We start from the raw sequence: 24,901 nt of genomic DNA, 5'->3' as shown, positions 1-24,901 counted from the left end.
CACAATCACAGTCCAGACGCTGAATGCGCCATCATCACTCAATCATTAGCGGCGTCCATGCGCACTGCGCCACGGCGGGTCTGACCGAACGCCACCACACAGTTTCGACCGGCACCTTTGGCACTGTAGAGCGCCTCGTCCGCGGACTTGAGCACTTTTTCGGGAGTGCGCTGCTCCAGTCGTTCGGCCACGCCAATGCTGACGGTGACCGATACACTGGAGGCGCCCGAGCCCGCGCGACGCTGACGACCTTGCTGGTCGTCCTGAGGACGGCTGTCCTGATTGCGCAGTTGAATGTTGTAGGTGGCGATGGATTCGCGGATGACTTCCAGGTGCGGCATGCACTCTTCGAGGGTCTTGCCTGCGAACACCAGGGCGAATTCTTCACCGCCGTAGCGATACGCCCTACCGCCTCCGCCGATTTTCGACAACTTGCTGGCGACAAGTCGCAATACCTGATCGCCGACATCGTGACCGTGGGTGTCGTTGAATTTCTTGAAGTGATCGACGTCGCTCATCGCCAGCACGTAATTGCGCCCCAATCGCTGCATCCGCTCGTTCAAGGCGCGGCGCCCCGGCAGGCCGGTAAGTTCGTCGCGGAAGGCCATTTGATAGGCCTCATGGGCGACCGCTGCGGCAATCATCAACATCACCTGGCTGCACATGATGTTCAAGGTGAACGGCAGGATGAAGGTTTTCGGCAACATCCAGAACAAACCGAGCAAGCCCACCAGTTGGGCAGCATGCAAGGGTCTCGGGTTGCGCCAGTATTGCCAGGCCAGCAACACAAACGAGGCGATGAACACGGGATAAGACAACTGGATCAGGCTCATCCAGGCGCCATGCAACGCTGGCCAACGGATCTCCGACAACCACATCAACAGCGCCTGCGGGTAACTTTGTTCCAGTCCCAACGCCACGCTACCGAAGGCCAGCAACACGGCGAAGCGCGCCACCATGTCTTGAAACAAATGAGTGCGTTCCTGCCACGCGGCGAAGATGCCGAACAGCAACGGCAACAGCAGGCAACACAAATGGAACACCACGGCTGCGTCTTCACGAACCTTGCCGTTGTCGCGGTAATAGTCGGTCTGGGTGTCGAGCAGATAGTAGGCGATGTACACCGTAACCATCAGAAACAGCTCACGCTGACGTCGGTAAACCGCGCAGTAAGCACCGCCGAGCAACAACACCAGGGTTGGCAGTACGTTGAACAGCGAGGTGAAAAAGACGTTCAGATCCTTCACGTACGCAGCCGCAAGCCCCGCGAGTAAAAGCAGTAATGACGGCAGGAAATGGCTGAAACGTACAGCAGAAGAACGCGGCAAGGGGTTGAGCTCCGGCCCGGGCAAATCGAAGATGGCATTGTGCCTTTACTTGGCACAATTAAGCACACGCAATGTGATCTGCATCACACCGCACCCTCTATAACGGCAGAAATTCGGTTTTTCTGAGCGATTTGCCAGGTATTTCAGAAAAAAGTGGCTGATAGCCATTAGATCGATCAACCATGGCTTTTTTACAGATGTCGGATCGCCGGAGCAGGAAAGCCTTCAGAGCTTGGCGCTTGGCAACATCACGCCTCATGCAAAATGCACGCCATTTGCAACTGTCACTTATGACAGTATCGGTCGGTGTTTTAACAGCGTTTAATTCCCTGCACCACTCACCGGAGCCCTGCCACCACTTTCGGGATAGGAGAGTGTCGTCCAAACCTGACAGGAGTGACACGTATGGAAGACCTAATTATCGAGGCAGTCAGCACCACTTCACTTGCTCAGATTCGTGATGCGATACCCAGGCTGCTACCGCTGAGCGTGGTGGAAGCCATACCCAATTCCGGTGGCTTGATTCCCCTGACGGCGACGGCACGTGACCTGCGTATTCGCATCCCGGCATTGCCACAACCCGGTCCCGCCGGGTCACGCCCCATTATCCGGATATACGCAGAGTTACCGTCTCCGGGTGAATATGAAATCCTTGCCTACCATCAAATGGCGGCGTATCCCGCCGGGGATTTCGAGGTGCTTGTAGCGCGCCGTAAGGTAGGCAGTGAAGGCGAGTATCGGCTCACGTACGTTCTGGATGACGGCGACAATTTACTGAGCGCCACCGCCAGCACCCGGTTGCTGATTCAGAAAACTGCACCTTTTGGCCACCTGACCATCACACCGCCACGCCCGCTGCTACCGCTCAACCTCGACACTGCGCTGATCACCGAGGCTTATCTGCTCGCCAACGACCCCGTTATGTTCCGGATACCACCGCACCCCGAAATCGATAACCAGATTGGCCTGCGCTACGTGCCCTACTACGGAAACACTAATAGTCACAGGGAGGTTTCTTATGCCGTTCCGCCGGTTGTTACTTTGCCCGATTCTCCGGCCGATCGATTTATCGCCGTCCCGGCGGAAATTTTTCGTACCCGCGGCACTGGCGAGCTGATCTACCGCCTTATGGACCGAGCCGGCAATCGCGCTCGAGACTCATTGATCCTTGAAGTCAGGGTCGCGCTTCAAATAGCGCCTTCAAATATTCCCGTGCCGCGGGTGACGCAGGCTATTGCGCCAGACAACACAGTGACCCTGGCTGATATCACCCCAGCCGGGATGGAGGTGTGGCTGGACAGTGTCGACGGTTTGCAGATTGGCAACTCCATCACGGTGCTCGTCGGTACGCTGGCGGCGGTGGCTGTTGTGTATGCCGGGCAGTCGTTGCCGATGCGGTTGGTGGTCCCTGCGGCACGCGTGCAAGCCGCTGTTCCGGGAGCCAACACCAATGATACGCCGGCATCCGTCAGGTTCAGGATCACCAGTGGCGGGGTAAACTTCGACGGGCTGGTCGCCAGGAATCTGATCTTCAATCTGTCGACCTTCATGCAGTTGCTGCCGCCAGTGGTAAGAAACCTGAACAATGGCAATCTCACCTGCAACTCCCCGCAACCCAGTGACCTGCCCTATTCCAACCGTTTCATTGAGGTATTTATCCCGCCCTCGGTGCTCTTGCGGGTCAATGCGACGGTTACTGTGAACTGTGCACTCAGTCGACAGGACGATGGCTCCACGCTGATCAATCCGCCAGTCACCGTCTCTGCCTTGCTGTCAGCCGACGCTGCGACGCTGGGTCAGACCTTGAACGTGCCGTATCCATTGACCATGGGCCTGATCGGCAGAGGGGTAATGTACGTCTTCTATACGACGCTCAATGCGGCCGGGCAAGCGATTCGGTCAGCCCCGGAGGCCGTACCGGTCAGGGGTGTTTTGCCGGGGAACTTCTATTGCGATGGCACGCCTTTTATCCCGACGCCTTGATGGACGCTGCAGCGTTGCGTGTCTGGCGCCCATAAAAAAACCGCCGCTCCCAAAAGAAGCGGCGGTTTATTGAAGAGCAGCGTGAGGCTTAGTAACCCAGCGCGAAGTCTTCTTCTTTCATGTCCATCAGGTTGTTAGCGCCCGACAGCATGGTGACAACGTGAGTGCGGGTACGCGGCAGGATGCGCTGGAAGTAGAAGCGCGCAGTCTGCAGCTTGGCGGTGTAGAACGCCGTTTCGGTGGTGCCGGCAGCCAATTTCTCGGCAGCCAGACGCGCCATGTCAGCCCAGAAGTAAGCCAGGCAGGCGTAACCGGAGTACATCAGGTAATCCACCGACGCCGCGCCGACTTCTTCGCGGTCTTTCATGGCAGCCATACCGACCTTCATGGTCAGCTCGCCCCATTCTTTGTTCAGCGCAGCCAATGGCTCGACGAACTCTTTGACCGCTTCGTTGCCTTCGTTGGTCTGGCAGAACTTGTGGACGATCTTGGTGAAGCCTTTCAGGGCCTCGCCTTGAGTCATCAGCACTTTACGGCCCAGCAGATCGAGTGCCTGGATACCGGTGGTGCCTTCGTACAGCATCGAAATGCGGCTGTCGCGAACGTTCTGCTCCATGCCCCACTCGGCGATGAAGCCGTGGCCGCCGTAGATTTGCACGCCGTGGTTAGCAGATTCGAAGCCGACTTCAGTCATGAAGGCTTTGGCGATTGGCGTCATGAAAGCCAGCAGTGCGTCGGCTTTCTTCTTCTCTTCTTCGTCCACGCCGTATTTAACGATGTCGACTTGCTTGGCGGTGAAGTAAACCATCGCGCGGTTGCCTTCGGCGAACGCTTTCATGGTCAACAGCATGCGACGTACATCAGGGTGCACGATGATCGGGTCAGCGGCTTTTTCCGGCGCTTTCGGGCCAGTCAGGGAGCGCATTTGCAGACGATCACGAGCGTATTTCAGACCGCCCTGGAAGCCGATCTCGGCGTGAGCCAGACCTTGCAGCGCGGTGCCCAGACGTGCGGTGTTCATGAAGGTGAACATGCAGTTCAGGCCTTTGTTCGCCGGGCCGATCAGGAAACCGGTGGCCGCGTCGAAGTTCATCACGCAGGTGGCGTTACCGTGGATGCCCATCTTGTGTTCCAGGGAACCGCAGGTCACAGCATTGCGTGCGCCGACCGAACCGTCTTCGTTCGGCATGAACTTGGGAACGATGAACAGCGAAATGCCTTTGGTGCCCGCCGGTGCATCCGGCAGACGTGCCAGCACGATGTGGACGATGTTGTCGGCCATGTCGTGTTCACCGGCCGAGATGAAGATTTTGGTGCCGGAAACTTTGTAGGAACCATCGGCCTGAGGTTCAGCCTTGGTGCGCAGCATGCCCAGGTCGGTGCCGCAGTGCGGTTCGGTCAGGCACATGGTGCCGGTCCATTCGCCGGAAACCAGCTTGGTCAGGTAAGCCTCTTGCTGCTCGGGCGTACCGTGCTCGGAAATGGTGTTCATCGCGCCATGTGACAGGCCTGGGTACATGCCCCACGACCAGTTGGCTTCGCCAACCATTTCGCTGACGGCCAGACCCAGAGATTCCGGCAGGCCTTGGCCGCCGTGCTCTACGTCATGGGCCAGGCTAGGCCAGCCGCCTTCGACGAATTGTTTGTAGGCTTCTTTGAAGCCCGTCGGGGTTTTAACGCCGGACTCGCTCCAGGTGCAGCCTTCGGTGTCACCCACGCGGTTCAGCGGAGCCAGCACCTGCTCACAAAACTTGGCGCCTTCTTCAAGAATGGCGTCAACCATGTCTGGAGTTGCGTCCTGGCAAGCCGGAAGGCTCTGATAGTGCGCTTCGTAGCCGAGCAGTTCGTCACGAACGAAGCGAATATCACGCAAGGGGGCCTTGTAGTCAGGCATAGCGATAAACCTCTGCTGATGTAACCGGGAATGAACGACCGCGTTGATTTGTTGTGGCGGTCAAACAGTTGTTTGAAACATACGTTTACGCCTAATTCTTGTCAAGCGCCGATCTTTTGCCGTTCGTCATCATCCGATGCAAATGCCAGATCCACAGCCACGCAACACCGTCGCCTGAGCAATACGCTGTGCAGAAGAGATTAGTTGAGCGAGAAGGACTTACGCAGAAAAACGCCGCGAATAGTCGCGGCGTTGTGGGAGCGGATTCAGCTTGGGGTCAAGCGTAGGTATCAATCAACGTACCGAGCATTTCGTCAGAAGCCTTGGCGACTTTGACGCCCAGTTCAACCTGAAATTTGCCCTGGGACATCTCGACCATATTGCTGGCCAGGTCCGACTGCTGACTGCGATCCACCGAGCGCAGGCGATCAACCTGAGCCTCGGAAGACTGGCTGGTGACCGAACGTTCGATGGTGTTGTTGGCGATCTGGCCAGAGGCTTGATCGACGCGGTTCTGCCCTGTCTGAATAGTGCTCAGACCGGCATAAAAAGCGGTGTTTCCTGAGATTTCCATGGGAGAACTCGTCCTACAAAGGATCAACAGCGGCCATTGAACCAGACCCACCGTCAAAAGGCCCGACAAAAACACTAATGGCACAGTGCCTTGTCATAGTTAAAACCCCTGCCAGAAAAAGTCAGTCCAGTAAGTCCAGCTGCAGATACTCCGCCACCGCTTCAGCCGTCACCACCTTAAGTTTCGGCACTCGCCCAAGGCACGGTGCCGGGATCCGCTCAGCAAGTGTTGCAAGGTTTTCTTCCAGGCGCGAAGTCTTTGGATCGATGATATTGGCCACCCACCCCGCCAACTGCAAACCGTCCTGAGCAATCGCCTCGGCCGTCAGCAGCGCATGGTTGATACAACCCAGGCGCACACCCACCACCAGGATCACCGGCAGATCCAGCGCCATCGCCAGGTCCGACAGATTGTCCTGATCTGCCAAAGGCACCCGCCAGCCGCCAGCACCTTCGATCAAGGTGAAATCCGCCTGCATATCGAGAATCTCCAGCATGGGCGTCAACAGTGATTGCACCGTCAATGCCACGCCAGCCTCCCGCGCTGCCAGATGCGGTGCGATCGGCGGTTCGAACGCCATAGGGTTGACCTGTGCATAAGTCAAAGGCACTGAGCACTCCGCCAGCAACGCCAACGCATCGGCATTGCGCAAGCCCTTGGGCGTCACATCGCAACCGGAGGCGACCGGTTTGCCCGCCGCCGTGCTCAAACCGGCCGACCGCGCGGCATGCAGCAAAGCTGCGGCAATGGTGGTCTTGCCGACATCGGTGTCAGTACCGGTGATGAAATAGGCTGCGCTCATAAGGGTTTCTCCAACACGGCGTAGACCACTTGATAAGTCGCCGGCAATCCTTTGGCCTGACGAAACCGCTCATAAGCCTCGATCAAACCGAGGATCCGCGCCCTGCCGGTCAAACCGCCCGGCCGACCGGGGTTCAGGTTGTGTGCGCCCAGCGCCTTCAGCTCATGGGTCAGGCTGCGCACATCCGGGTAATGCAACACGTGCGGTCGGGTTTCCAGACTCGCGACGCTCAACCCACTGTCCGCGCAAAGCTGTTGATAAACCCCGAACTCGCGGAAGCGGTTGACGTGCACCATGCCATCCACCTGACGCCAGCTGTCACGCAGCTCGAACAGTGTGCCTACGCACAGACTAGCAAACGCGAAAATTCCGCCTGGTTTCAATACGCGATTGGCTTCACTGAGCACCGAAGCGAAGTCCGCGCACCACTGCACCGCCAGGCTGGAGAAGATCAGATCGCAGGTCGAATCCTGCAACGGCAACCGCTCGGCATCGCCAGCGATGAAATGCATTGCACCGCCCAACGGCCGGGCGTGATTGAGCATGCCTTCGGCGATGTCCAGGGCCAGGCCGTGACTGGCAGGAAATCGCTCGCCCAATGCACGACTGAAATGCCCGGTGCCGCAGCCCAGATCCAGCCACACACCCGGCACGAAGTCCTCCGGCAAACGACTCGACAATTCACTGCCAACGTCGCGCTGAAATTCGGCCACGCTGTCGTAGCTTGCCGCCGCACGGGAAAAAGATGCCGCCACCTGGCGTTTGTCGGGCAAGCCGCCGGGCAGGTTGGGAAGGGATAAATCAGTCATCACCGGACTCATGCAAAAAGGCCTGAATCGCCCCCGCCACACCGTGAGGGTCTTCCAGAAGAAACGCGTGACTGGCCTGCTCGATCAGACCAATTTCAACATCCGGCAGCAATGTCAGCAGGTCGCCCGCCGCTTCGGCTGGAACCAGTCCATCGAGGCCGGCGAACAAGTGCAATTGCGGGCCGCGAAACGCCTGCAAAGCCTGGCGGGTATCCAGTTGTGCGAGCAACTCCAGGCCGCTCATCAGCACCTCTGCCGAAGTGTGTGGCGCGCCACCGAGCAACAGCCGAGACAACCCGCGCGGGTCTTCGGCACCCTGAGCGCAGAGCAGCGAAAAACGCTTCAACGTCATGCGCGGATCAGCCTTGCAACCGGCCAGAAACGCATCGAAGGTTTCGGCAGGCATCGCGCTCGGCCATTGCTCATGGGCGACAAAAGAAGGATTGCTCGCCAGGGTCAGCAAGCCGCAGCAACGATCGCCGCGCCGGGCCGCCAATTCTGAAGCGAGCATGCCGCCGAGCGACCAGCCGCCGAGCCAGGCGTCCTGAGGCAACGTCGAGTCCAGCTCATCGAGCCACTCCTCAAGATCGCTCGATTCCAGTTCCGGCAACGGCTCGATCTCGACCCGCAAGTGTTCATCCAGTCCTTGCAACGCTGCCGCCAAGGGCTCCAGGGGAGAAATTCCGAGGCCCCAGCCGGGCAGCAGAATCAGACGATCACGCATGGCTTGGCTCCGGTCCCAGTTGTTGAAAACAATCGGCCAGTCCATTTAACAATAGCTGCACCTGTGCCTCGCTGTGCGCGGCGGTCAGGGTCACCCGCAGTCGGGCGCTGCCGGCGGGCACGGTCGGAGGACGGATAGCCGTCACCATCAGACCGCGTTCACGCAGCATCTGCGACAGTCGAACCGCACGCCCGGCATCGCCGATCATGATCGGCTGGATCGGCGTGAAGCTGTCCATCAACTCCAGGCCGATTTGTTCGGCACCGTGGCGGAATTGGCGGATCAACGTTTTCAGATGCTCACGTCGCCAGTGTTCGGTGCGCAGCAACTCAAGGCTCTTCAGCGTCGCGCAGGCCAGCGCCGGCGGCTGGCTAGTGGTGTAAATGTAGGGACGGGCGAACTGGATCAGGCTCTCGATCAGCTCTTCGCTGCCGGCGACAAAAGCCCCGGCGGTCCCGAACGCCTTGCCGAGGGTGCCGACCAAAACCGGCACATCTTCCTGGCTCAGGCCGAAATGCTCGACGATCCCGCCACCATTGGCGCCCAGCGGACCAAACCCGTGAGCGTCATCGACCATCAACCAGGCACCTTTGGCTTTCGCCTCTCGAGCCAGCGCCGGCAGGTCGGCGATGTCGCCGTCCATGCTGAACACGCCGTCGGTGACCACCAGGGTATTGCCGGTCGCCTTCTCGAGACGCTTGGCCAGACTCGCCGCGTCGTTGTGCAGGTAGCGATTGAAGCGCGCCCCGGACAACAGACCCGCATCCAGCAGGGACGCGTGATTGAGCCGGTCTTCCAGCACCGTATCGCCCTGCCCGACCAGCGCGGTGACTGCGCCGAGGTTGGCCATGTAACCGGTGGTGAACAACAGCGCGCGCGGGCGACCGGTGAAATCGGCCAGGGCCTCTTCCAGCGCGTGATGTGGGCTGCTGTGGCCGATGACCAAATGCGACGCGCCGCCGCCAACACCCCAACGGGCCGCACCGGCGCGCCAGGCTTCGATCACTTGCGGGTGATTGGCCAGGCCCAGGTAGTCGTTGTTACAGAACGCCAGCAACGGCTGACCATCGACCACCACTTCCGGGCCTTGGGGGCTTTCGAGCAATGGGCGTTGGCGGTAGAGATTTTCGGCACGACGGGCAGCAAGGCGCGCGCTGAGATCGAAAGACATGCAGACCTCGCGAGTGGGAAGGAGATACAGCTCTGTAGGAGCAAAGCTTGCTCGCGATTAAGGCACCTCGGTTTTTCTGAATGACCGAGGCGATCCCTTCGCGAGCAAGCTTTGCTCCTACAGGTTCGGTGGAGGCTTCAAACAGCAGCGTTATAGAACTGCTCGCTGCTCTTCTGCTCAACCAGCGCTTGTTCGATCGCGGCCTGATGCACTTCGTCAGCGTGCTCTTCGCGCGCTTCCGGCAGGATGCCCAGACGCGAGAACAGCTGCATGTCCTTGTCCGCCTGCGGGTTGGCGGTGGTCAGCAGTTTTTCGCCGTAGAAAATCGAGTTGGCACCGGCGAAGAACGCCAGGGCCTGCATCTGCTCGTTCATCGCTTCGCGGCCGGCGGACAGGCGCACGTGGGATTGCGGCATCAGGATGCGTGCGACAGCGAGCATGCGGATGAAGTCGAACGGATCGATATCGTCAGCATTTTCCAGCGGCGTACCGGCGACTTTCACCAGCATGTTGATCGGCACCGACTCTGGGTGCTCCGGCAGGTTGGCCAGCTGGATCAGCAGATTGGCGCGGTCATCGAGGGACTCGCCCATGCCGAGGATGCCGCCGGAGCAGATCTTCATCCCCGATTCACGCACGTAAGCCAGGGTTTGAAGGCGCTCGCTGTAGGTGCGTGTGGTGATGATGCTGCCGTAGAACTCCGGCGAGGTATCGAGGTTGTGGTTGTAGTAGTCGAGGCCGGCGTCGGCCAGCGCAACGGTCTGGTCCTGATCGAGACGACCGAGGGTCATGCAGGTTTCCAGGCCCATGGCTTTCACGCCTTTGACCATTTCCAGCACGTAAGGCATGTCTTTGGCCGACGGATGTTTCCACGCCGCGCCCATGCAGAAACGGGTCGAACCGATGGCCTTGGCGCGAGCGGCCTCTTCGAGGACCTTCTGCACTTCCATCAGCTTTTCTTTTTCCAGGCCGGTGTTGTAGTGACCGGACTGCGGACAATATTTGCAATCTTCCGGGCAGGCACCGGTCTTGATCGACAGCAGCGTCGACACCTGGACCCGATTGGCGTCGAAATGCGCGCGGTGCACCGTCTGCGCCTGAAACAACAGGTCATTGAATGGCTGAACGAAGAGTGCTTTGACTTCGGCCAAAGACCAGTCATGACGCAGGGTTGCAGTGGTGCTGGCGCTCATGGGCGTTTCCTTTGTTTTATGCTTGGCAAGCGACTGGGGAATGGAATACCCACAGACGCGACACGGATGTTCGGCATATTTAAGGAAGACTCATGCGCTGTCAACCACGATACGAAGGACCGGTTTACATCTGGTTAAAAAACGAACAACTCTGTTTGCTCTGTTCAGAACCCGCCGATGAATGCACACCCCTCTGCATGGCCTGTGAAACGGAGTTGCCCTGGCTGGGCGATCAATGCCAAACCTGCGCCCTGCCGTTGCCCACTGCTGGCCTGACCTGTGGCCAATGTTTGAAACTGCCGCCAGCCTTTGAACGGGTCGCTACGCCCTGGACTTACAGCTTTCCTGTGGACACGTTGATCACACGCTTCAAACACTCTGCGAAGTGGCCGTTTGGTCGCCTGCTTGCCGAGCTTCTCGCTCAGTTTCTGCAACATCGCTTCGATGAAGACCTGAATCGACCCGACGCGCTCATCCCGGTTCCGCTGGCCACCAAACGCCTGCGCCAACGGGGTTTCAACCAAGCCGCGATGCCCGCCCGTTGGCTCAGCACCAGCCTCGAGATTCCGTGCGATGAAACGCTGTTGCTGAGAATTCAGGACACCAGCGCCCAACAGGACCTGAATGCCGAGGCCCGCAAAAAGAACCTGCGCAACGCCTTCGCCCTGACGCCCGATGCGTGCACCAAGGGTCGTCATTTAGCATTGGTGGACGATGTGTTGACCACCGGCGCCACGGCCCAAGCCTTGGCTCGCCTGTTGATGGACGCCGGCGCCGCACGTGTCGACGTCTATTGCCTGGCCCGCACACCCAAACCCGGCGATGCGCCCTGACTTGACTCCCGGGCCCCAAGCCGCCAACGTCCTTCCCATCGCCACAGCCCAAAGCGTCTTGCCATGTCCTTGCCTACGTTGTTGTCCCAGCACATCGTCCGTCGTCCGCAGCGCATCGCGTTGCTGCAACACATCGCCGAACAGGGCTCGATCACCCGTGCCGCGAAAAGCGCGGGGCTGAGCTACAAAGCGGCCTGGGACGCCATCGACGAGCTGAACAACCTCGCGCAAAAACCGTTGGTGGAGCGCAGTGTCGGCGGCAAGGGCGGCGGTGGCGCCAAACTCTCCAGCGAAGGCGAGCGCGTATTGCGCCTGTATCAAAAGCTGCAAGCCTTGCAGGCTCAGGTGCTGGAAGCCGCCGAAGATGCCAGCGATCTCGACCTGCTCGGTCGACTGATGCTCAGAACCAGCGCGCGCAATCAACTGCATGGCAAGGTTGTGGCAATTGAGAACCAAGGGCACAACGACCGGATTCGCCTTGAACTGGCCGAAGGCTTGAGCATCGATGCGCAGATCACTCACGACAGCACCCTGCGTCTGGAACTCGAAACCGGCACCGAAGTGGTCGCACTGATCAAGGCCGGCTGGCTGGAGTTGCTGGGCATCGATCAAGGGGCAACACCCGGCAATAATTGCCTGAAGGGCATTATCGAGGAAATTCTCGACGCCGAGGACGGCCCCAGCGAAGTGCGCATCGGCTTGCCCAATGGCCAGACACTCTGCGCGCTGGCCGAGCCGCTGCACTTGAGAACCCTCGGTCTGGCCGCCAATAAACCGGTGCTGGTGCAGTTCGCACCATCCAACGTTTTGCTCGGTACACCGCTTTGAAACACAAGTGTCATTAACGCTCATTAAGGTGACTGCAAAAACCCGCAGGGAGCCTGATGTGAGCCTATTAGAAGACAACCAATCCACCGACCTCGAGAAAATGGTCGGCCTCAGCCGCCGAGGCTTCATCAGCGCCGGCGCCCTTTGCGGTGCAGCAATGTTCCTGGGCGGCAACCTGCTGAGCCGCAGCGTACTGGCCGCCAGCGTCAGCGCCGGCTCCAGCAAACTGTTGGGGTTTGACAGTATTCCCGCCGCCACCAGCGATGCCATCACTCTGCCGCCAGGCTACAAATCTTCGGTATTGATCAGTTGGGGCCAACCCCTGCAGAAGAACGGTCCGGCGTTCGACCCGAGTGGCAACGGCACGGCCGAGCATCAGGAAGTCCAGTTCGGCGACAACAACGACGGCATGAGCCTGTTCGAGTTTCCCGGTGACAAAAACCGGGCGCTGATGGCGATCAACAACGAATACACCAACTATCGCTACCTCTACGCCCACGGCGGCATGCCGCAATCGGCTGCTGACGTGCGCAAGGCGTTGGCCTGCGAAGGCGTGTCGGTGATCGAAGTGCAGCGCAAGAACGACCAGTGGCATTTCGTCCAGGGCTCGCGCTACAACCGGCGCATTCACGGCAACGCGCCAATCAGCCTGAGCGGCCCGGCCGCCGGCCACGCGCTGCTGAAAACCAGTGCCGACCCACACGGCAAGAACGTCCTGGGCACCTTCCAGAACTGCGCCAACGGCAAGACGCCGTGGGGCACGTACCTGACCTGCGAAGAAAACTTCACCGACTGCTTCGGCAGCAGCAATGCCGAGCAAAAATTCGACGCCGCGCAGAAACGCTACGGCGCGGTGGCGGCCAGCAAAGAGATCAACTGGCACCCGCACGACGAGCGTTTCGACCTGGCGAAAAATCCCAACGAACTCAACCGTCACGGTTGGGTCGTGGAGATCGACCCGTTCGACCCGCAATCGACGCCGGTCAAACGCACCGCGCTGGGCCGCTTCAAACATGAAAACGCCGCCCTGGCCGAAACCGGTGACGGTCACGCCGTGGTGTACATGGGCGACGATGAGCGCGGTGAGTTCATCTACAAATTCGTCAGCCGCGACAAGATCAACCACAAAAACCCCAAGGCCAACCGCGACCTGCTGGACCATGGCACCTTGTACGTGGCGCGCTTCGACGCGGGCGACGGCAACACCGATCACCCAAAAGGCCAGGGCGAATGGATCGAACTGACTCACGGTAAAAACGGCATCGACGCCAGCAGCGGTTTCGCCGATCAGGCCGAAGTGTTGATTAACGCCCGCCTCGCCGCCAGCGTGGTGAAAGCCACGCGCATGGACCGTCCGGAATGGATCGTTGTCAGCCCCAAGGATGGCCAGGTCTACTGCACGCTGACCAACAACGCCAAGCGTGGCGAGGATGGCCAGCCGGTGGGCGGACCGAACCCTCGCGAGAAAAACGTCTACGGACAGATTTTGCGTTGGCGCACAGACCGTGACGATCACGGTGCCAAAAGCTTTTCCTGGGACCTGTTTGTGGTCGCGGGCAACCCCGGTGTTCACGCCGGTACGCCGAAGGGCGGCTCGTCGAACATCACACCGCAGAACATGTTCAACAGCCCGGACGGCTTGGGTTTCGACAAGGCCGGAAGGTTGTGGATTCTCACCGATGGCGATTCGAGCAACGCCGGCGACTTCGCGGGCATGGGCAACAATCAGATGCTCTGCGCTGATCCGGTGACCGGGGAGATTCGTCGCTTCATGGTCGGGCCGGTGGGCTGCGAGGTGACGGGGATCAGCTTCTCGCCAGACCAGAAGACCTTGTTTGTCGGGATTCAGCATCCGGGGGAGAACGGTGGGTCGACGTTCCCTGAGCATCTGCCAAATGGCAAGCCGCGGTCTTCGGTGATGGCAATTTCCCGCGAGGACGGCGGGATCGTCGGCGCCTGATAAACGCCCCCCTAATGATCGTTCCCACGCTCCGCGTGGGAACGATCCCCCTAAAGAAGCCCCGTCTGCGCTACCATGCTTGGCCGGACGCGGCAGCCTGCCGCGCGCAGGAGTCAGCATGGCCCACCCGTTTGCAACCCTCACCCCAGACCTCGTGCTCGATGCCGTCGAAAGCATCGGCTTTCTCAGCGACGCGCGCATTCTGGCGCTCAACAGCTACGAGAACCGTGTCTATCAGGTCGGTATCGAAGACTCCGAGCCGCTGATCGCCAAGTTCTACCGTCCGCAGCGCTGGACCAATGAAGCGATTCTCGAAGAACACCAATTCACCTTCGAACTCGCCGAGTGCGACGTGCCGGTGGTCGCGCCGATGATTCACAACGGTGCCAGCCTGCACGAACACAACGGTTTCCGTTTCACCCTGTTCCCCCGCCGTGGCGGCCGTGCGCCGGAGCCGGGCAATCTCGATCAGCTGTATCGCCTGGGGCAACTGCTCGGTCGCCTGCACGCCGTCGGCACTACAAAACCGTTCGAACACCGTGAAGCGCTGGGTGTGAAGAACTTCGGTCATGACTCGCTGACGACATTGCTCGAAGGCAATTTCGTACCCAAAAGTCTGCTGCCGGCCTACGAGTCCGTGGCCCGCGACCTGCTCAAACGGGTGGAAGAGGTCTACAACGCTACGCCGCACAAGAACATCCGCATGCACGGCGACTGCCACCCCGGCAACATGATGTGCCGCGACGAGATGTTCCACATCGTCGACCTCGACGACTGCCGCATGGGCCCGGCGGTGCAGGACATCTGGATGATGCTGGCGGGTGATCGTCAGGAATGTCTCGGTCAGTTGTCAGAATTGATGGACGGCTACAGTGAGTTCCACGACTTCGATCCGCGGGAACTGGCATTGATCGAACCGCTGCGCGCCTTGCGCCTGATGCACTACAGCGCCTGGCTCGCCCGCCGCTGGGACGACCCGGCGTTCCCGCACAGTTTTCCGTGGTTTGGTACGGAGCGGTATTGGGGCGATCAGGTGTTGGCCTTGCGCGAACAACTGGCGGCCCTGAATGAAGAACCCCTAAAACTCTTCTGACCCAACACGGCCCCCTGTGGGAGCGAGCCTGCTCGCGATGACGGCGACACATTCAGCACATCAGTTGCTGACACAACGCTATCGCGAGCAGGCTCACTCCCACAGTCAGGTATTCACAATTGCCCTACCTAATCAGGTAAGACTTTCCTAGGCAAACCTCCTTACAATCCCCTCTTTGTTAGCTGCCTAAGCAAGGATTCTGAATGCAAGCCGCCAACCCGCGTCGCGGGTACATTCTGGGCCTGAGTGCCTACATCATCTGGGGACTTTTCCCGCTCTACTTCAAAGCCATCGCCAGCGTGCCCGCCGTGGAGATCATCATCCACCGAGTGCTCTGGTCCGCGCTGTTCGGCGCCTTGCTGCTGATGGTGTGGAAACATCCGGGCTGGTGGCGCGAGTTGCGTGACAACCCTAAACGCCTGGCGATCCTGGCCCTGAGCGGCACGCTGATCGCGGCCAACTGGCTGACCTACGTCTGGTCGGTGAACAACGGGCGCATGCTCGAAGCCAGTCTCGGTTACTACATCAACCCGCTGGTGAACGTGCTGTTGGGCATGCTGATCCTTGGCGAACGACTGCGCCGCATGCAATGGCTGGCGGTTGGCCTGGCGGCGGTCGGCGTCGCGCAGCAGGTCTGGCAAGTCGGCAGTCTGCCGTGGGTGTCCCTGGTGCTGGCGCTGACCTTCGGTTTCTACGGACTGATCCGCAAGCAGGCACCGGTCAAGGCGCTGCCGGGCCTGGTGGTGGAAACCTGGATGCTGGTGCCGATTGCCGTCGCGTGGTTGCTGTTCAACCCCACCGCGAGCAGCGCTCAAGCCGAATTCTGGACCACGTCAGAAGCCTGGTGGCTGGTGGCCGCTGGTCCGGTGACGCTGGTGCCGCTGGTGTGTTTCAACGCCGCTGCACGGCATTTGCCCTACACGACGCTGGGATTCCTCCAGTACCTGGCGCCAACGCTGGTGCTGTTGCAGGCCGTTCTGCTGTTTGGCGAACATTTGTCGTCGAGCACACTGGTAGCGTTCATCTTTATCTGGGCGGGTCTGGCGGTTTACAGCGTCGACGCGTGGATAAGTCTGCGACGCCGCCGCTGATCAAAAAACGCACAAACCTCTACAGGCCACGGCTACCGTGGCCTGCATCGATCCTTCCCAAGGTTATCCACAACGTGATCCCCGGCGTTTGTGCGCAAGTCCCTGAAACTGCTGGTTTTTTGATCAAATCCTGAAGAACCCCGGCCGACGTGGCCTGGCGGGCTGTCTCTACAGGTTATCCACAGGCAGGTGCACGTATAACTTGGATAACCTGCTCAGGGTTCACTGCGCAGTACCAATTCGACCATCAAATCATCCGCCAGGGTTTCCAGGCGCGATTGCAGCACGTCCAGGGACAGCGTCAGCGGCACGGCGAGAATCGCTTCTGCGTGGAACAAAGGCTCGCTGCTCATCGGCGCCGGACGTACTTCGGTCACCAGACTTTCCAGGTTCACCCCCTGTTCACTCAGCAGACGCGTGATGTCACGTACGATCCCCGGGCGGTCATTGCCCACCAATTCCATGGCTATCGGCTTCCAGGTGCAGGATTGCTCGATGCCGCTTTCGGCAATCAGCACGCGAATGCCATGGGCGGACAATGCCTGTAAGGCATCTACCAATTCATCGTAGGCCTCGGCCGGCACGCCCACACGAAGAATCCCGGCGAACTGCCCGGCCATTCGCGACATGCGGCTCTCCAGCCAGTTGCCGCCGTGCTCGGCGATGCATTGGGCAATGCGCTCGACCTGCCCTGGCTTGTCCGGAGCGAAAACAGTGAGTACGAGGTGGTCCATGGCGCAGCCCTCTTGTCATGACTTTTGTTATAGAAGACCAAGTATAGGCAAGGGCCGGGAATCGGCTCGGCGTCTCAGAAAACCAAAGCCCCATAGCAGGGCAATGAAGATTATGTGTACAAGTTTTTATATTTAACTGGAACAATCCAATAGTTTTTTGAGAACATCCCGTTCCCCGACGTGACTGCAATGCGTCATGGCGTCGCAGAACGACGTAATTAGTCTAATTTTCACAAGCGCAATTCATCATGTAGTATGCCGCAGCGCGCACTACATAACGCTGGATCGATGTCTGCCGCAGGTGCAGCCACAACCCTGAAAGCCCTGTCAGCAAGGCCGTAAAGCCGTTGATCGGATCGAACCCAGCCGCCAGCAATGGCATGCACTGGTAGATGGGTTTGTGGTTTAAATGGCCAGAGGCTTCATTGTTAAATTGAAGAGCTGAAAAGCGAAATAGCTGAGCAGAGTGAGGCAAGCAATGACTGAACACGTTCAAGTCGGTGGCCTGCAGGTCGCCAAAGTCCTGTTCGACTTCGTGAACAACGAAGCCATTCCCGGTACCGGCCTCACCGCCGATAAGTTCTGGGGCGGTGCCGATAAGGTCATTCATGACCTGGCGCCGAAGAACAAAGCCCTACTCGCCAAACGCGATGATTTCCAGGCTCGTATCGATGGCTGGCACCAATCCCGTGCCGGTCAGGCGCACGACGCCGTGGCTTATAAAGCCTTCTTGCAAGACATCGGTTATCTGCTGCCAGAAGCGGCCGATTTCCAGGCAACGACGCAAAACGTCGATGACGAAATCGCCCGCATGGCCGGTCCACAGCTCGTGGTTCCGGTGATGAACGCCCGTTTTGCGCTCAATGCCTCGAACGCCCGTTGGGGTTCGCTGTATGACGCGCTCTACGGCACCGATGCCATCAGCGAAGCTGACGGCGCGGAAAAAGGCAAAGGCTACAACAAGGTTCGCGGCGACAAGGTCATCGCCTTCGCCCGCGCCTTCCTCGACGAAGCGGCGCCATTGGCTGCCGGGACTCACGTCGATTCCACCGGCTACAAGATCGTTGACGGCAAACTGGTGGTCGCCCTTAAAGGCGGCAGCAACTCCGTTTTGAAGAGCTCGGGCCTGCGCAACGATGCACAGCTGATCGGTTTCCACGGCGATGCAGCCGCACCGACCGCGATCCTGCTGAAAAACAACGGCCTGCACTTCGAAATCCAGGTCGATGCCAGCACCCCGGTCGGCCAGACCGACGCTGCCGGCCTCAAAGACATCCTGATGGAAGCCGCGCTGACCACCATCATGGACTGCGAAGACTCGGTCGCCGCCGTCGATGCCGATGACAAAGTGGTGATCTACCGCAACTGGCTCGGCCTGATGAAGGGCAATCTGTCGGAAGAAGTCTCCAAGGGCGATCAGACCTTTACTCGCACCATGAACGCCGACCGCACTTATACCGGTGTCGATGGTAAAGAACTGAGCCTGCATGGTCGTTCGCTGCTGTTCGTGCGCAACGTCGGTCACCTGATGACCATCGACGCGATCCTCGATAAGGATGGCAACGAAGTGCCGGAAGGCATCCTCGACGGTCTGGTCACCAGCCTCGCGGCAATCCACAGCCTCAACGGCAACAATTCGCGCAAGAACAGCCGTACCGGCTCGGTCTACATCGTGAAGCCGAAGATGCACGGCCCGGAAGAAGCGGCGTTCACCAACGAGCTGTTCGGTCGCATCGAAGAAGTACTCGGTCTGCCGCGCAACACGCTGAAAGTCGGGATCATGGACGAGGAACGCCGTACCACGGTCAACCTCAAGGCCTGCATCAAGGCTGCCAGCGAGCGTGTAGTGTTCATCAACACCGGGTTCCTCGACCGTACTGGTGACGAAATTCACACCTCCATGGAGGCCGGCCCGATGGTGCGCAAGGCGGACATGAAGGCTGAGAAGTGGATCGGCGCCTACGAGAACTGGAACGTCGATATCGGTTTGAGCACCGGCCTGCAAGGTCGCGCCCAGATAGGTAAAGGCATGTGGGCCATGCCGGACCTGATGGCAGCGATGCTCGAACAGAAAATCGCTCACCCGATGGCCGGTGCCAACACTGCCTGGGTTCCATCGCCGACCGCTGCTGCGCTGCATGCGCTGCACTACCACAAGGTCGATGTGTTCGCCCGTCAGGCCGAACTGGCCAAACGTGCACGCGCTTCGGTGGATGACATCCTGACCATCCCGTTGGCCGTCAATCCAGACTGGACCGCGGAACAGATCAAGAACGAACTGGACAACAACGCCCAGGGCATTCTCGGTTACGTGGTGCGCTGGATCGACCAAGGCGTCGGTTGCTCGAAAGTGCCGGACATCAACGACGTCGGCCTGATGGAAGACCGTGCGACGCTGCGGATTTCCAGCCAGCACATCGCCAACTGGCTGCGTCACGGCATCGTCACCGAAGATCAGGTCATGGAAAGCCTCAAGCGCATGGCGCCAGTGGTTGACCGTCAAAACGCCAATGACTCGCTGTACCGTCCATTGGCGCCGAACTTCGACAGCAACATCGCCTTCCAGGCGGCGGTCGAACTGGTGGTCAAAGGCACGAAGCAGCCGAACGGCTACACCGAGCCGGTCCTGCACCGTCGTCGCCGCGAGTTCAAGGCTGCCAATGGCCTGTAACTAAGCGCTGACGCCGGACAAAAAAAGCCCTGATCGCAAGATCAGGGCTTTTTTTGTTTCAAATCGGTTCCTGCACATCCATTCCCAACTCATGCTTGACCAGCGCCAACAGCTTGCCGGTATCGACAGGTTTGAGCAGGAAGTCGACCACGCTTAAATGCATCGCAGCGATCGCGTCTTCCACGTCGGCGTCGCCGGAAACGATGATGAACGGCATAGCCGCCCGAACCGATTCACGAACCTGCCGGATCAGGTCCAGACCATCGACATTTCTCATCCGCAGATCGGTAATCACCAGGCCAATCGATGGCATCGTCTCCAACATCTTGAGTGCAGTTTCGCCACTGGCGGCAGTCATGCAGCGCACCCCGTCCAGCGCCAGAATCTCCGACAGCAACTCGCGCGCGTCTTTATCGTCGTCGACGATCAGCACTCGCTGCGGCGGCAGGTCAGGTTCCAGCATGACGTCACTCAGCGCCTTGCGCTCGGCGTCACTCAAAATATCGTGGTCGGACATGGCTTTCTCTGCTTTTCCAATTCAATTGCCTATCACTTCCGTGTGACATCACCCAGCAGACCTTCAGGGTGCACTTCGTCGGAAAGGTTTCCTATAGCCAATGTAGGAGGTTTTTCCCACAGTTGCGTAAGACATTTCCCAAATACCGACAGGTTCACTGCCTACCTAGACTTACGTCCAATGGGCACCCTGCGCGCAGGGGCCGACCATGGCTGAGTCATCCGACAACAACAATTCAAAAAAGACTGCGGTATTGGTTATGAGTAAAGAGGACGCCTTCACACAGGCAGGGAAAACCGCGGTATTGCAGAATATCCAGGGCACTTTGCAATTCCTTCAGCGCTTCCCGCCCTTCAATCAAATGGAACACGCCCACCTGGCGTACCTGGTCGAGCAGTGTCAGCTGCGTTTTTATGCGCCCGGCGAGAGCATCCTCAAGCCCGCCGACGGCCCGGTTGAGCATTTCTACATCGTCAAGCAAGGCCGGGTCGTGGGTGAACGCCCCCATACGGCCAAGGGCGGCACCGAAACCACCTTCGAAATCACCACCGGCGAGTGTTTCCCCCTCGCCGCGCTGCTGGGTGAGCGCGCGACTCGAACCGAGCATCTGGCCTCCGAAGACACCTTTTGCCTACAGCTGAACAAGCTGGCGTTCATCAAACTGTTCGCGCTTTCCAACGTGTTTCGCGACTTTTCCCTACGCGGCGTGAGCAGCCTGCTGGATCAGGTCAACCAGCAAGTCCAGCAAAAAGCCGTGGAAACCCTCGGCACCCAGTACTCGCTCAATACCCGCCTGGGCGAATTGGCCATGCGCCACCCGGTGACCTGCAGCCCGGCCACGCCACTGCGTGAAGCCGTGACCCTGATGCACGGGCAGCAGGTCGGCAGCATTGTGGTGGTCGACGAACATAAATCGCCGCTGGGCATTTTCACCCTGCGCGACCTGCGCCACGTGGTGGCCGACGGCACTGACGATTTCAACGAAGCCATCGAGCGCCACATGACCCGGGCGCCGTTTTACCTGTCGCCGGACCACAGCGCCTTCGATGCAGCGATTGCCATGACCGAGCGGCACATCGCCCACGTCTGTCTGGTGAAGGATCATCGCCTGTGTGGCGTGGTCTCGGAACGTGATCTGTTTTCCCTGCAACGGGTCGATCTGGTGCATTTGGCGCGGACGATCCGCAGCGCCCAGAAGGTGGAAAATCTGGTCGCGATGCGCGGCGAGATCGGCCAACTGGTGGAACGCATGCTGGCCCACGGTGCCTCTTCAACTCAGATCACGCACATCATCACCTTGCTCAACGACCACACCGTGTGCCGGGTGATCGAACTGACCCTCGCCGAGAAAGGTGATCCCGGCATTCCGTTCAGCTGGCTGTGCTTCGGTAGCGAAGGCCGTCGCGAACAGACGCTGCACACCGATCAGGACAACGGCATTCTGTTCGAAGCCCGGGACGCGGCCCACGCCGCCGAGATTCGCGGCAAATTGCTGCCCATTGCCCAGCAGATCAACCAGAGCCTGGCGCTCTGCGGTTTCACCCTGTGCAAGGGCAACATCATGGCCGGCAACCCAGAGCTGTGTCTGTCCCGGGCCGAATGGTCGCGACGTTTTGCGGCGTTTATCCGCGAGGCAACGCCGGAGAACCTGCTGGGCTCGAGCATTTATTTCGACTTGCGCGTGGTCTGGGGCGACGAGCAAGGCTGCGAGCAGCTGCGTAAGGGCATTCTTGATCAGGTGAATGACAACCGACTGTTCCAACGGATGATGGCCGAGAACGCCCTGCGTAACCGTCCGCCCGTAGGACGTTTCCGTGAGTTCGTACTGGCTCGCAAGAATGGCGAGAAAGCCACCCTGGATTTGAAAATCCAGGGGCTGACGCCGTTTGTCGACGGTGCCCGACTGCTTGCGTTGGCCCATGGGATCGAGGCGAACAACACGCTGGAGCGCTTTCGCCAACTGGTGGATAAAGAAGTCATCGAACGGCTGGACGGTGCGGCGTACGAAGAGGCCTATCACTTCATCCAGCAAGCCCGCATGCAGCAACATCAGCTACAGACCCGGGAGAACTTGCCCTACTCCAACCGGGTCGATCCAGACAGCCTCAATCATCTGGATCGACGGATCCTGCGTGAATCCCTGCGCCAGGCACAACGCCTGCAAAGCAGCCTCGCCCTGCGGTATCAGCTATGAGCCTGTTTTCATGGCTGCGCCCGGCGGGTCCCAGCCTTCCCTGCGAACTTCAACAACGTCTGCAACGCTTGCCTTCGGCGGCAGTGCTGGGCGAATGCAGCCTGCGCGAACAACGCTGGGTGGTGCTCGACCTGGAAACCACCGGGCTGAACCTGAACAAGGATCGAGTGTTGTCCATCGGCGCGGTAGTGATCGAGGACGGCGCGATCGATTTCAGCCAGCAGTTCGAGCGCACGTTGCAATGCACCGACATGAAGTTGGCTCCCAGCGTGTTGATCCATGGCCTGGGGCCGAGTGCAATTGCTGCGGGCAGCGATCCGGCTCAGGCTCTGGTCGAGTTCATGGAATTTGTTGGCGACAGCCCGGTGCTAGCGTTTCATGCGCCATTCGATCAGCACATGCTCGGGCGCGCCTTGAAAGACCATCTGGGCTACAAGTTGCAGCATCCATTTCTGGATGTGGCTGATATCGCACCGCTGCTTTGCCCTCAGGCGCACATTCGCGACGCCGGGCTGGATCAGTGGATCGACTGGTTCAAACTCGAAGTGTTCGAGCGCCACAATGCCAGTGCCGATGCGTTGGCCACCGCTGAGCTGGCGTTGATTTTATTCAGCCGGGCGCGGCAGATGCAGATTCATAGTCCGTTGAATTTGCAGCAGCGGATGAATCAGTGGAAACGCAGACAGCGAGCGCCTTCCTTTTAGATATTCGGTGTATTGACTGACGCCATCGCGGGCAAGCCTTGCTCCTACAGGTTGGGTGTTGTTCACGAAACTGGTTAACGACACAAAACCCGTAGGAGCAAGGCTTGTCGGATCGCCGCACCGCCGCGATGAACGATGACGCGGTCCACCCGACCAGCGCCAATTGCTTACCTCCCCCGCCTCTGACACAATCGCGAACAATTCTCGTTAGTTAATACTTCCCAATCGGTGATGCTACGTGTCGTCAGTCCAAAGCCCTCAAAGTGAGCTCGTTGGTGCGTTGTATCGCGACCACCGCGGTTGGCTATTGGCCTGGCTGCGACGCAATGTAGCCTGTCCGCAACGGGCCGAAGACCTGAGTCAGGACACTTTCGTGCGTTTGCTGGGTCGTGAAGAACTGAAGGAACCGCGTGAACCGCGAGCGTTTCTGGTGGCGATTGCCAAGGGTCTGCTGTTCGACTATTTCCGCCGCGCCGCACTGGAACAGGCCTACCTCACCGAACTGATGCTGATCCCCGCAGGTGAACAACCGTCGGTGGAGGAACAGCAACTGATCCTCGAAGACCTCAAAGCCATCGACCGCCTGCTCGGCAAGCTTTCAAGCAAGGCCCGGGCGGCGTTTCTCTATAACCGTCTCGACGGCCTCGGCCACGCCGAAATCGCCGAGCGCCTGGGCGTGTCAGTGCCGCGGGTGCGTCAGTATCTGGCCCAAGGCATTCGTCAATGCTACATCGCGCTGTACGGTGAGCCGGTATGAGTCCGGTCAGCTCCAAACCCGTCTCGGCACAGGTGCTGGATGCCGCGATTGCCTGGCAGTTGTCCCTGGATTCCGGCAACCCGGTGGAGCGCGAAGAGTTCGCCAAATGGCACGCCGCCCACGAAGAACATGCGCGGGCCTGGCGCCAACTGGGCATGCTCGACCAGCGCTTCAGCGTTGCCAGCGGCCCGGCACGCACCGCGTTACTGCAATCGCGCGAAAGCATTCGCCGGCGCGTGCGCAAACTCGGCAGCGGCGTGGCCAGCATCGTTGCGGTGATCGGGTTGGCGTTGTTCGCCGGTGATCGCTATCTGCCGATCGACTATTGGCTGGCCGACCAGCGCACCGCCACCGGTGAGCAACGCACCCTGCGCCTGACCGACGGCACGCTGCTCAACCTCAACACCCACAGTGCCGTGGATGTGCGTTTCGATGAAAAACAACGGCTGATCATCCTCCAGGAAGGGGAGATCCTCGTCGAAACCGGCCATGGCGACGCCCGGCCGTTTATCGTCGAAACCCGCGAAGGCAGCATGCGTGCACTGGGGACGCGGTTCCTGGTCAAGCGTGAAGAAGAAGGCACGCGCCTTAGCGTGCTGAAATCGGCGGTGGCGGCCCATCCCGAGTCGAGTCCTGAAGAGCAGATTCTGCGTGAAGGCCAGCAAGTCCTGATGCGCAGCAATGGCCTGGGGCCGATCGTCGCGCTCAACCTCGGCGCCGATGCCTGGACCCGCGGCATGCTGGTGGTGGACAACACGCGGCTGGAGGACCTGGTCCATGAACTCGGTCGTTATCGCCGCGGGCATCTTGGCGTTGCGCCCGAAATCGCCGACCTGCGGATCACCGGCAGCTTTCCGCTGCACGACACCGATCTGGCCCTGAGCGCCCTGCTGCCGACCCTGCCGGTGCAGATCGAACAGCACACACCGTGGTGGGTGACGGTGGCAGCGAAGACTGAAGCTAAATGATCGTTCCCACGCTCTGCGTGGGAATGCAGCCCGTGACGCTCCGCGTCACATGCCGAAGCGGACGCAGAGCGTC

General features: G+C 59.7%; 22 protein-coding genes. 11 read left to right on the top strand and 11 right to left on the bottom strand.

Annotated features, from left to right (window positions below; genetic code table 11):
- Positions 1-38: 38 nt before the first annotated feature.
- A complete protein-coding gene (locus tag CKW16_RS03330; protein ID WP_095127192.1) occupies positions 39-1,328 on the bottom strand; it encodes a GGDEF domain-containing protein in 1,290 nt (429 codons plus the stop codon).
- A gap of 405 nt (positions 1,329-1,733) precedes the next feature.
- On the opposite strand from CKW16_RS03330, the gene CKW16_RS03325 reads away from it, so the two are divergent.
- The gene (locus CKW16_RS03325; RefSeq protein WP_095127191.1) at positions 1,734-3,311 is read left to right on the top strand and encodes a hypothetical protein; all 1,578 of its coding nucleotides are present in this window, start codon (positions 1,734-1,736) and stop codon (positions 3,309-3,311) included.
- 88 nt (positions 3,312-3,399) lie between these two features.
- Here the strand turns inward: CKW16_RS03325 and CKW16_RS03320 are convergent, their stop codons facing one another.
- From CKW16_RS03320 to bioB, 7 genes are all read right to left on the bottom strand, one after another.
- Positions 3,400-5,205: a phenylacyl-CoA dehydrogenase gene (locus CKW16_RS03320; RefSeq protein ID WP_056741279.1), complete on the bottom strand. Its 1,806-nt coding sequence runs from the start codon at positions 5,203-5,205 to the stop codon at positions 3,400-3,402.
- 277 nt (positions 5,206-5,482) lie between these two features.
- Positions 5,483-5,779, bottom strand: coding sequence for a pyrroloquinoline quinone biosynthesis protein PqqE (locus CKW16_RS03315; protein ID WP_095127190.1), 297 nt, complete (start codon positions 5,777-5,779; stop codon positions 5,483-5,485).
- A 121-nt stretch (positions 5,780-5,900) separates the two neighbouring features.
- On the bottom strand, positions 5,901-6,581 hold the full coding sequence (gene bioD, locus CKW16_RS03310; protein ID WP_095127189.1) for a dethiobiotin synthase: 681 nt from the start codon (positions 6,579-6,581) through the stop codon (positions 5,901-5,903).
- Positions 6,578-7,390 (bottom strand): malonyl-ACP O-methyltransferase BioC, encoded by an 813-nt coding sequence (gene bioC / locus CKW16_RS03305; RefSeq protein WP_095127188.1) that lies wholly within the window; start codon positions 7,388-7,390, stop codon positions 6,578-6,580. Before bioC ends, bioD begins: the two co-directional genes overlap by 4 nt.
- A complete protein-coding gene (locus CKW16_RS03300) occupies positions 7,383-8,114 on the bottom strand; it encodes an alpha/beta fold hydrolase (RefSeq protein ID WP_046052400.1) in 732 nt (243 codons plus the stop codon). The genes bioC and CKW16_RS03300 overlap by 8 nt, the downstream gene beginning before the upstream one ends.
- On the bottom strand, positions 8,107-9,285 hold the full coding sequence (gene bioF / locus CKW16_RS03295) for an 8-amino-7-oxononanoate synthase (protein WP_095127187.1): 1,179 nt from the start codon (positions 9,283-9,285) through the stop codon (positions 8,107-8,109). The genes CKW16_RS03300 and bioF overlap by 8 nt, the downstream gene beginning before the upstream one ends.
- A 137-nt stretch (positions 9,286-9,422) precedes the next feature.
- A complete protein-coding gene (gene bioB / locus CKW16_RS03290) occupies positions 9,423-10,478 on the bottom strand; it encodes a biotin synthase BioB (protein WP_008147151.1) in 1,056 nt (351 codons plus the stop codon).
- Between the two features lie 92 nt (positions 10,479-10,570).
- Here bioB and CKW16_RS03285 point away from each other — a divergent pair, with 92 nt between their 5' ends.
- The 5 genes from CKW16_RS03285 to rarD all read left to right on the top strand — a co-directional run bounded on the left by CKW16_RS03285 (position 10,571) and on the right by rarD (position 16,283).
- The gene (locus tag CKW16_RS03285; protein ID WP_095127186.1) at positions 10,571-11,311 is read left to right on the top strand and encodes a ComF family protein; all 741 of its coding nucleotides are present in this window, start codon (positions 10,571-10,573) and stop codon (positions 11,309-11,311) included.
- A gap of 63 nt (positions 11,312-11,374) precedes the next feature.
- Positions 11,375-12,139, top strand: a complete 765-nt coding sequence (locus CKW16_RS03280) for a TOBE domain-containing protein (protein WP_095127185.1) — start codon at positions 11,375-11,377, stop codon at positions 12,137-12,139.
- Positions 12,140-12,197: 58 nt separating this feature from the next.
- Positions 12,198-14,099, top strand: a complete 1,902-nt coding sequence (locus tag CKW16_RS03275; RefSeq protein ID WP_095127184.1) for a PhoX family phosphatase — start codon at positions 12,198-12,200, stop codon at positions 14,097-14,099.
- A 118-nt stretch (positions 14,100-14,217) separates the two neighbouring features.
- Positions 14,218-15,192 (top strand): serine/threonine protein kinase, encoded by a 975-nt coding sequence (locus tag CKW16_RS03270; RefSeq protein ID WP_095127183.1) that lies wholly within the window; start codon positions 14,218-14,220, stop codon positions 15,190-15,192.
- 203 nt (positions 15,193-15,395) lie between these two features.
- Entirely contained in the window at positions 15,396-16,283 is an 888-nt protein-coding gene (gene rarD, locus CKW16_RS03265) for an EamA family transporter RarD (RefSeq protein ID WP_046045337.1), read from the top strand.
- Between the two features lie 215 nt (positions 16,284-16,498).
- On the opposite strand, the gene CKW16_RS03260 is transcribed toward rarD, so the two are convergent.
- A complete protein-coding gene (locus CKW16_RS03260; protein WP_095127182.1) occupies positions 16,499-17,017 on the bottom strand; it encodes a glycine cleavage system protein R in 519 nt (172 codons plus the stop codon).
- A 223-nt stretch (positions 17,018-17,240) separates the two neighbouring features.
- Positions 17,241-17,513 carry a hypothetical protein gene (locus CKW16_RS31575; RefSeq protein WP_141232700.1) on the bottom strand — a complete coding sequence of 91 codons (273 nt, stop codon included), beginning with the start codon at positions 17,511-17,513 and terminating at the stop codon, positions 17,241-17,243.
- Between CKW16_RS31575 and CKW16_RS03255 the strand changes: the two genes are divergently transcribed.
- Entirely contained in the window at positions 17,496-19,688 is a 2,193-nt protein-coding gene (locus CKW16_RS03255; protein ID WP_095127181.1) for a malate synthase G, read from the top strand. The two genes, CKW16_RS31575 and CKW16_RS03255, sit on opposite strands and share 18 nt — an antisense overlap.
- A 58-nt stretch (positions 19,689-19,746) precedes the next feature.
- Here CKW16_RS03255 and CKW16_RS03250 read toward each other — a convergent pair whose 3' ends face one another.
- Entirely contained in the window at positions 19,747-20,205 is a 459-nt protein-coding gene (locus tag CKW16_RS03250) for a response regulator (RefSeq protein ID WP_095127180.1), read from the bottom strand.
- Between the two features lie 259 nt (positions 20,206-20,464).
- Between CKW16_RS03250 and CKW16_RS03245 the strand changes: the two genes are divergently transcribed.
- The 4 genes from CKW16_RS03245 (at position 20,465) to CKW16_RS03230 (ending at position 24,828) form a co-directional block, all read left to right on the top strand.
- Positions 20,465-22,399, top strand: a complete 1,935-nt coding sequence (locus CKW16_RS03245; protein WP_095127259.1) for a putative nucleotidyltransferase substrate binding domain-containing protein — start codon at positions 20,465-20,467, stop codon at positions 22,397-22,399.
- Positions 22,396-23,103 carry a PolC-type DNA polymerase III gene (locus CKW16_RS03240; protein WP_095127179.1) on the top strand — a complete coding sequence of 236 codons (708 nt, stop codon included), beginning with the start codon at positions 22,396-22,398 and terminating at the stop codon, positions 23,101-23,103. Before CKW16_RS03245 ends, CKW16_RS03240 begins: the two co-directional genes overlap by 4 nt.
- Positions 23,104-23,341: 238 nt before the next feature.
- Positions 23,342-23,860 carry an RNA polymerase sigma factor gene (locus CKW16_RS03235; protein ID WP_046052410.1) on the top strand — a complete coding sequence of 173 codons (519 nt, stop codon included), beginning with the start codon at positions 23,342-23,344 and terminating at the stop codon, positions 23,858-23,860.
- Entirely contained in the window at positions 23,857-24,828 is a 972-nt protein-coding gene (locus tag CKW16_RS03230) for a FecR domain-containing protein (protein ID WP_095127178.1), read from the top strand. Before CKW16_RS03235 ends, CKW16_RS03230 begins: the two co-directional genes overlap by 4 nt.
- Positions 24,829-24,901: the final 73 nt, after the last annotated feature.

Origin of the sequence: Pseudomonas sp. Irchel s3h14 (genome assembly GCF_900187425.1) — a bacterium.
In the GTDB taxonomy this organism is placed as follows: domain Bacteria; phylum Pseudomonadota; class Gammaproteobacteria; order Pseudomonadales; family Pseudomonadaceae; genus Aquipseudomonas.
This window is presented reverse-complemented; position numbering and strand designations above follow the sequence as displayed.

Coding starts and splice junctions, on each gene's coding strand:
- CKW16_RS03325 (WP_095127191.1), top strand. CDS start 1,734: ATGGAAGACCTAATTATCGAGGCAGTCAGCACCACTTCACTTGCTCAG.
- CKW16_RS03320 (WP_056741279.1), bottom strand. CDS start 5,205: ATGCCTGACTACAAGGCCCCCTTGCGTGATATTCGCTTCGTTCGTGAC.
- CKW16_RS03315 (WP_095127190.1), bottom strand. CDS start 5,779: ATGGAAATCTCAGGAAACACCGCTTTTTATGCCGGTCTGAGCACTATT.
- bioD (WP_095127189.1), bottom strand. CDS start 6,581: ATGAGCGCAGCCTATTTCATCACCGGTACTGACACCGATGTCGGCAAG.
- bioC (WP_095127188.1), bottom strand. CDS start 7,390: ATGACTGATTTATCCCTTCCCAACCTGCCCGGCGGCTTGCCCGACAAA.
- CKW16_RS03300 (WP_046052400.1), bottom strand. CDS start 8,114: ATGCGTGATCGTCTGATTCTGCTGCCCGGCTGGGGCCTCGGAATTTCT.
- bioF (WP_095127187.1), bottom strand. CDS start 9,285: ATGTCTTTCGATCTCAGCGCGCGCCTTGCTGCCCGTCGTGCCGAAAAT.
- bioB (WP_008147151.1), bottom strand. CDS start 10,478: ATGAGCGCCAGCACCACTGCAACCCTGCGTCATGACTGGTCTTTGGCC.
- CKW16_RS03285 (WP_095127186.1), top strand. CDS start 10,571: ATGCGCTGTCAACCACGATACGAAGGACCGGTTTACATCTGGTTAAAA.
- CKW16_RS03280 (WP_095127185.1), top strand. CDS start 11,375: ATGTCCTTGCCTACGTTGTTGTCCCAGCACATCGTCCGTCGTCCGCAG.
- CKW16_RS03270 (WP_095127183.1), top strand. CDS start 14,218: ATGGCCCACCCGTTTGCAACCCTCACCCCAGACCTCGTGCTCGATGCC.
- rarD (WP_046045337.1), top strand. CDS start 15,396: ATGCAAGCCGCCAACCCGCGTCGCGGGTACATTCTGGGCCTGAGTGCC.
- CKW16_RS03260 (WP_095127182.1), bottom strand. CDS start 17,017: ATGGACCACCTCGTACTCACTGTTTTCGCTCCGGACAAGCCAGGGCAG.
- CKW16_RS03255 (WP_095127181.1), top strand. CDS start 17,496: ATGACTGAACACGTTCAAGTCGGTGGCCTGCAGGTCGCCAAAGTCCTG.
- CKW16_RS03250 (WP_095127180.1), bottom strand. CDS start 20,205: ATGTCCGACCACGATATTTTGAGTGACGCCGAGCGCAAGGCGCTGAGT.
- CKW16_RS03245 (WP_095127259.1), top strand. CDS start 20,465: ATGAGTAAAGAGGACGCCTTCACACAGGCAGGGAAAACCGCGGTATTG.
- CKW16_RS03240 (WP_095127179.1), top strand. CDS start 22,396: ATGAGCCTGTTTTCATGGCTGCGCCCGGCGGGTCCCAGCCTTCCCTGC.
- CKW16_RS03230 (WP_095127178.1), top strand. CDS start 23,857: ATGAGTCCGGTCAGCTCCAAACCCGTCTCGGCACAGGTGCTGGATGCC.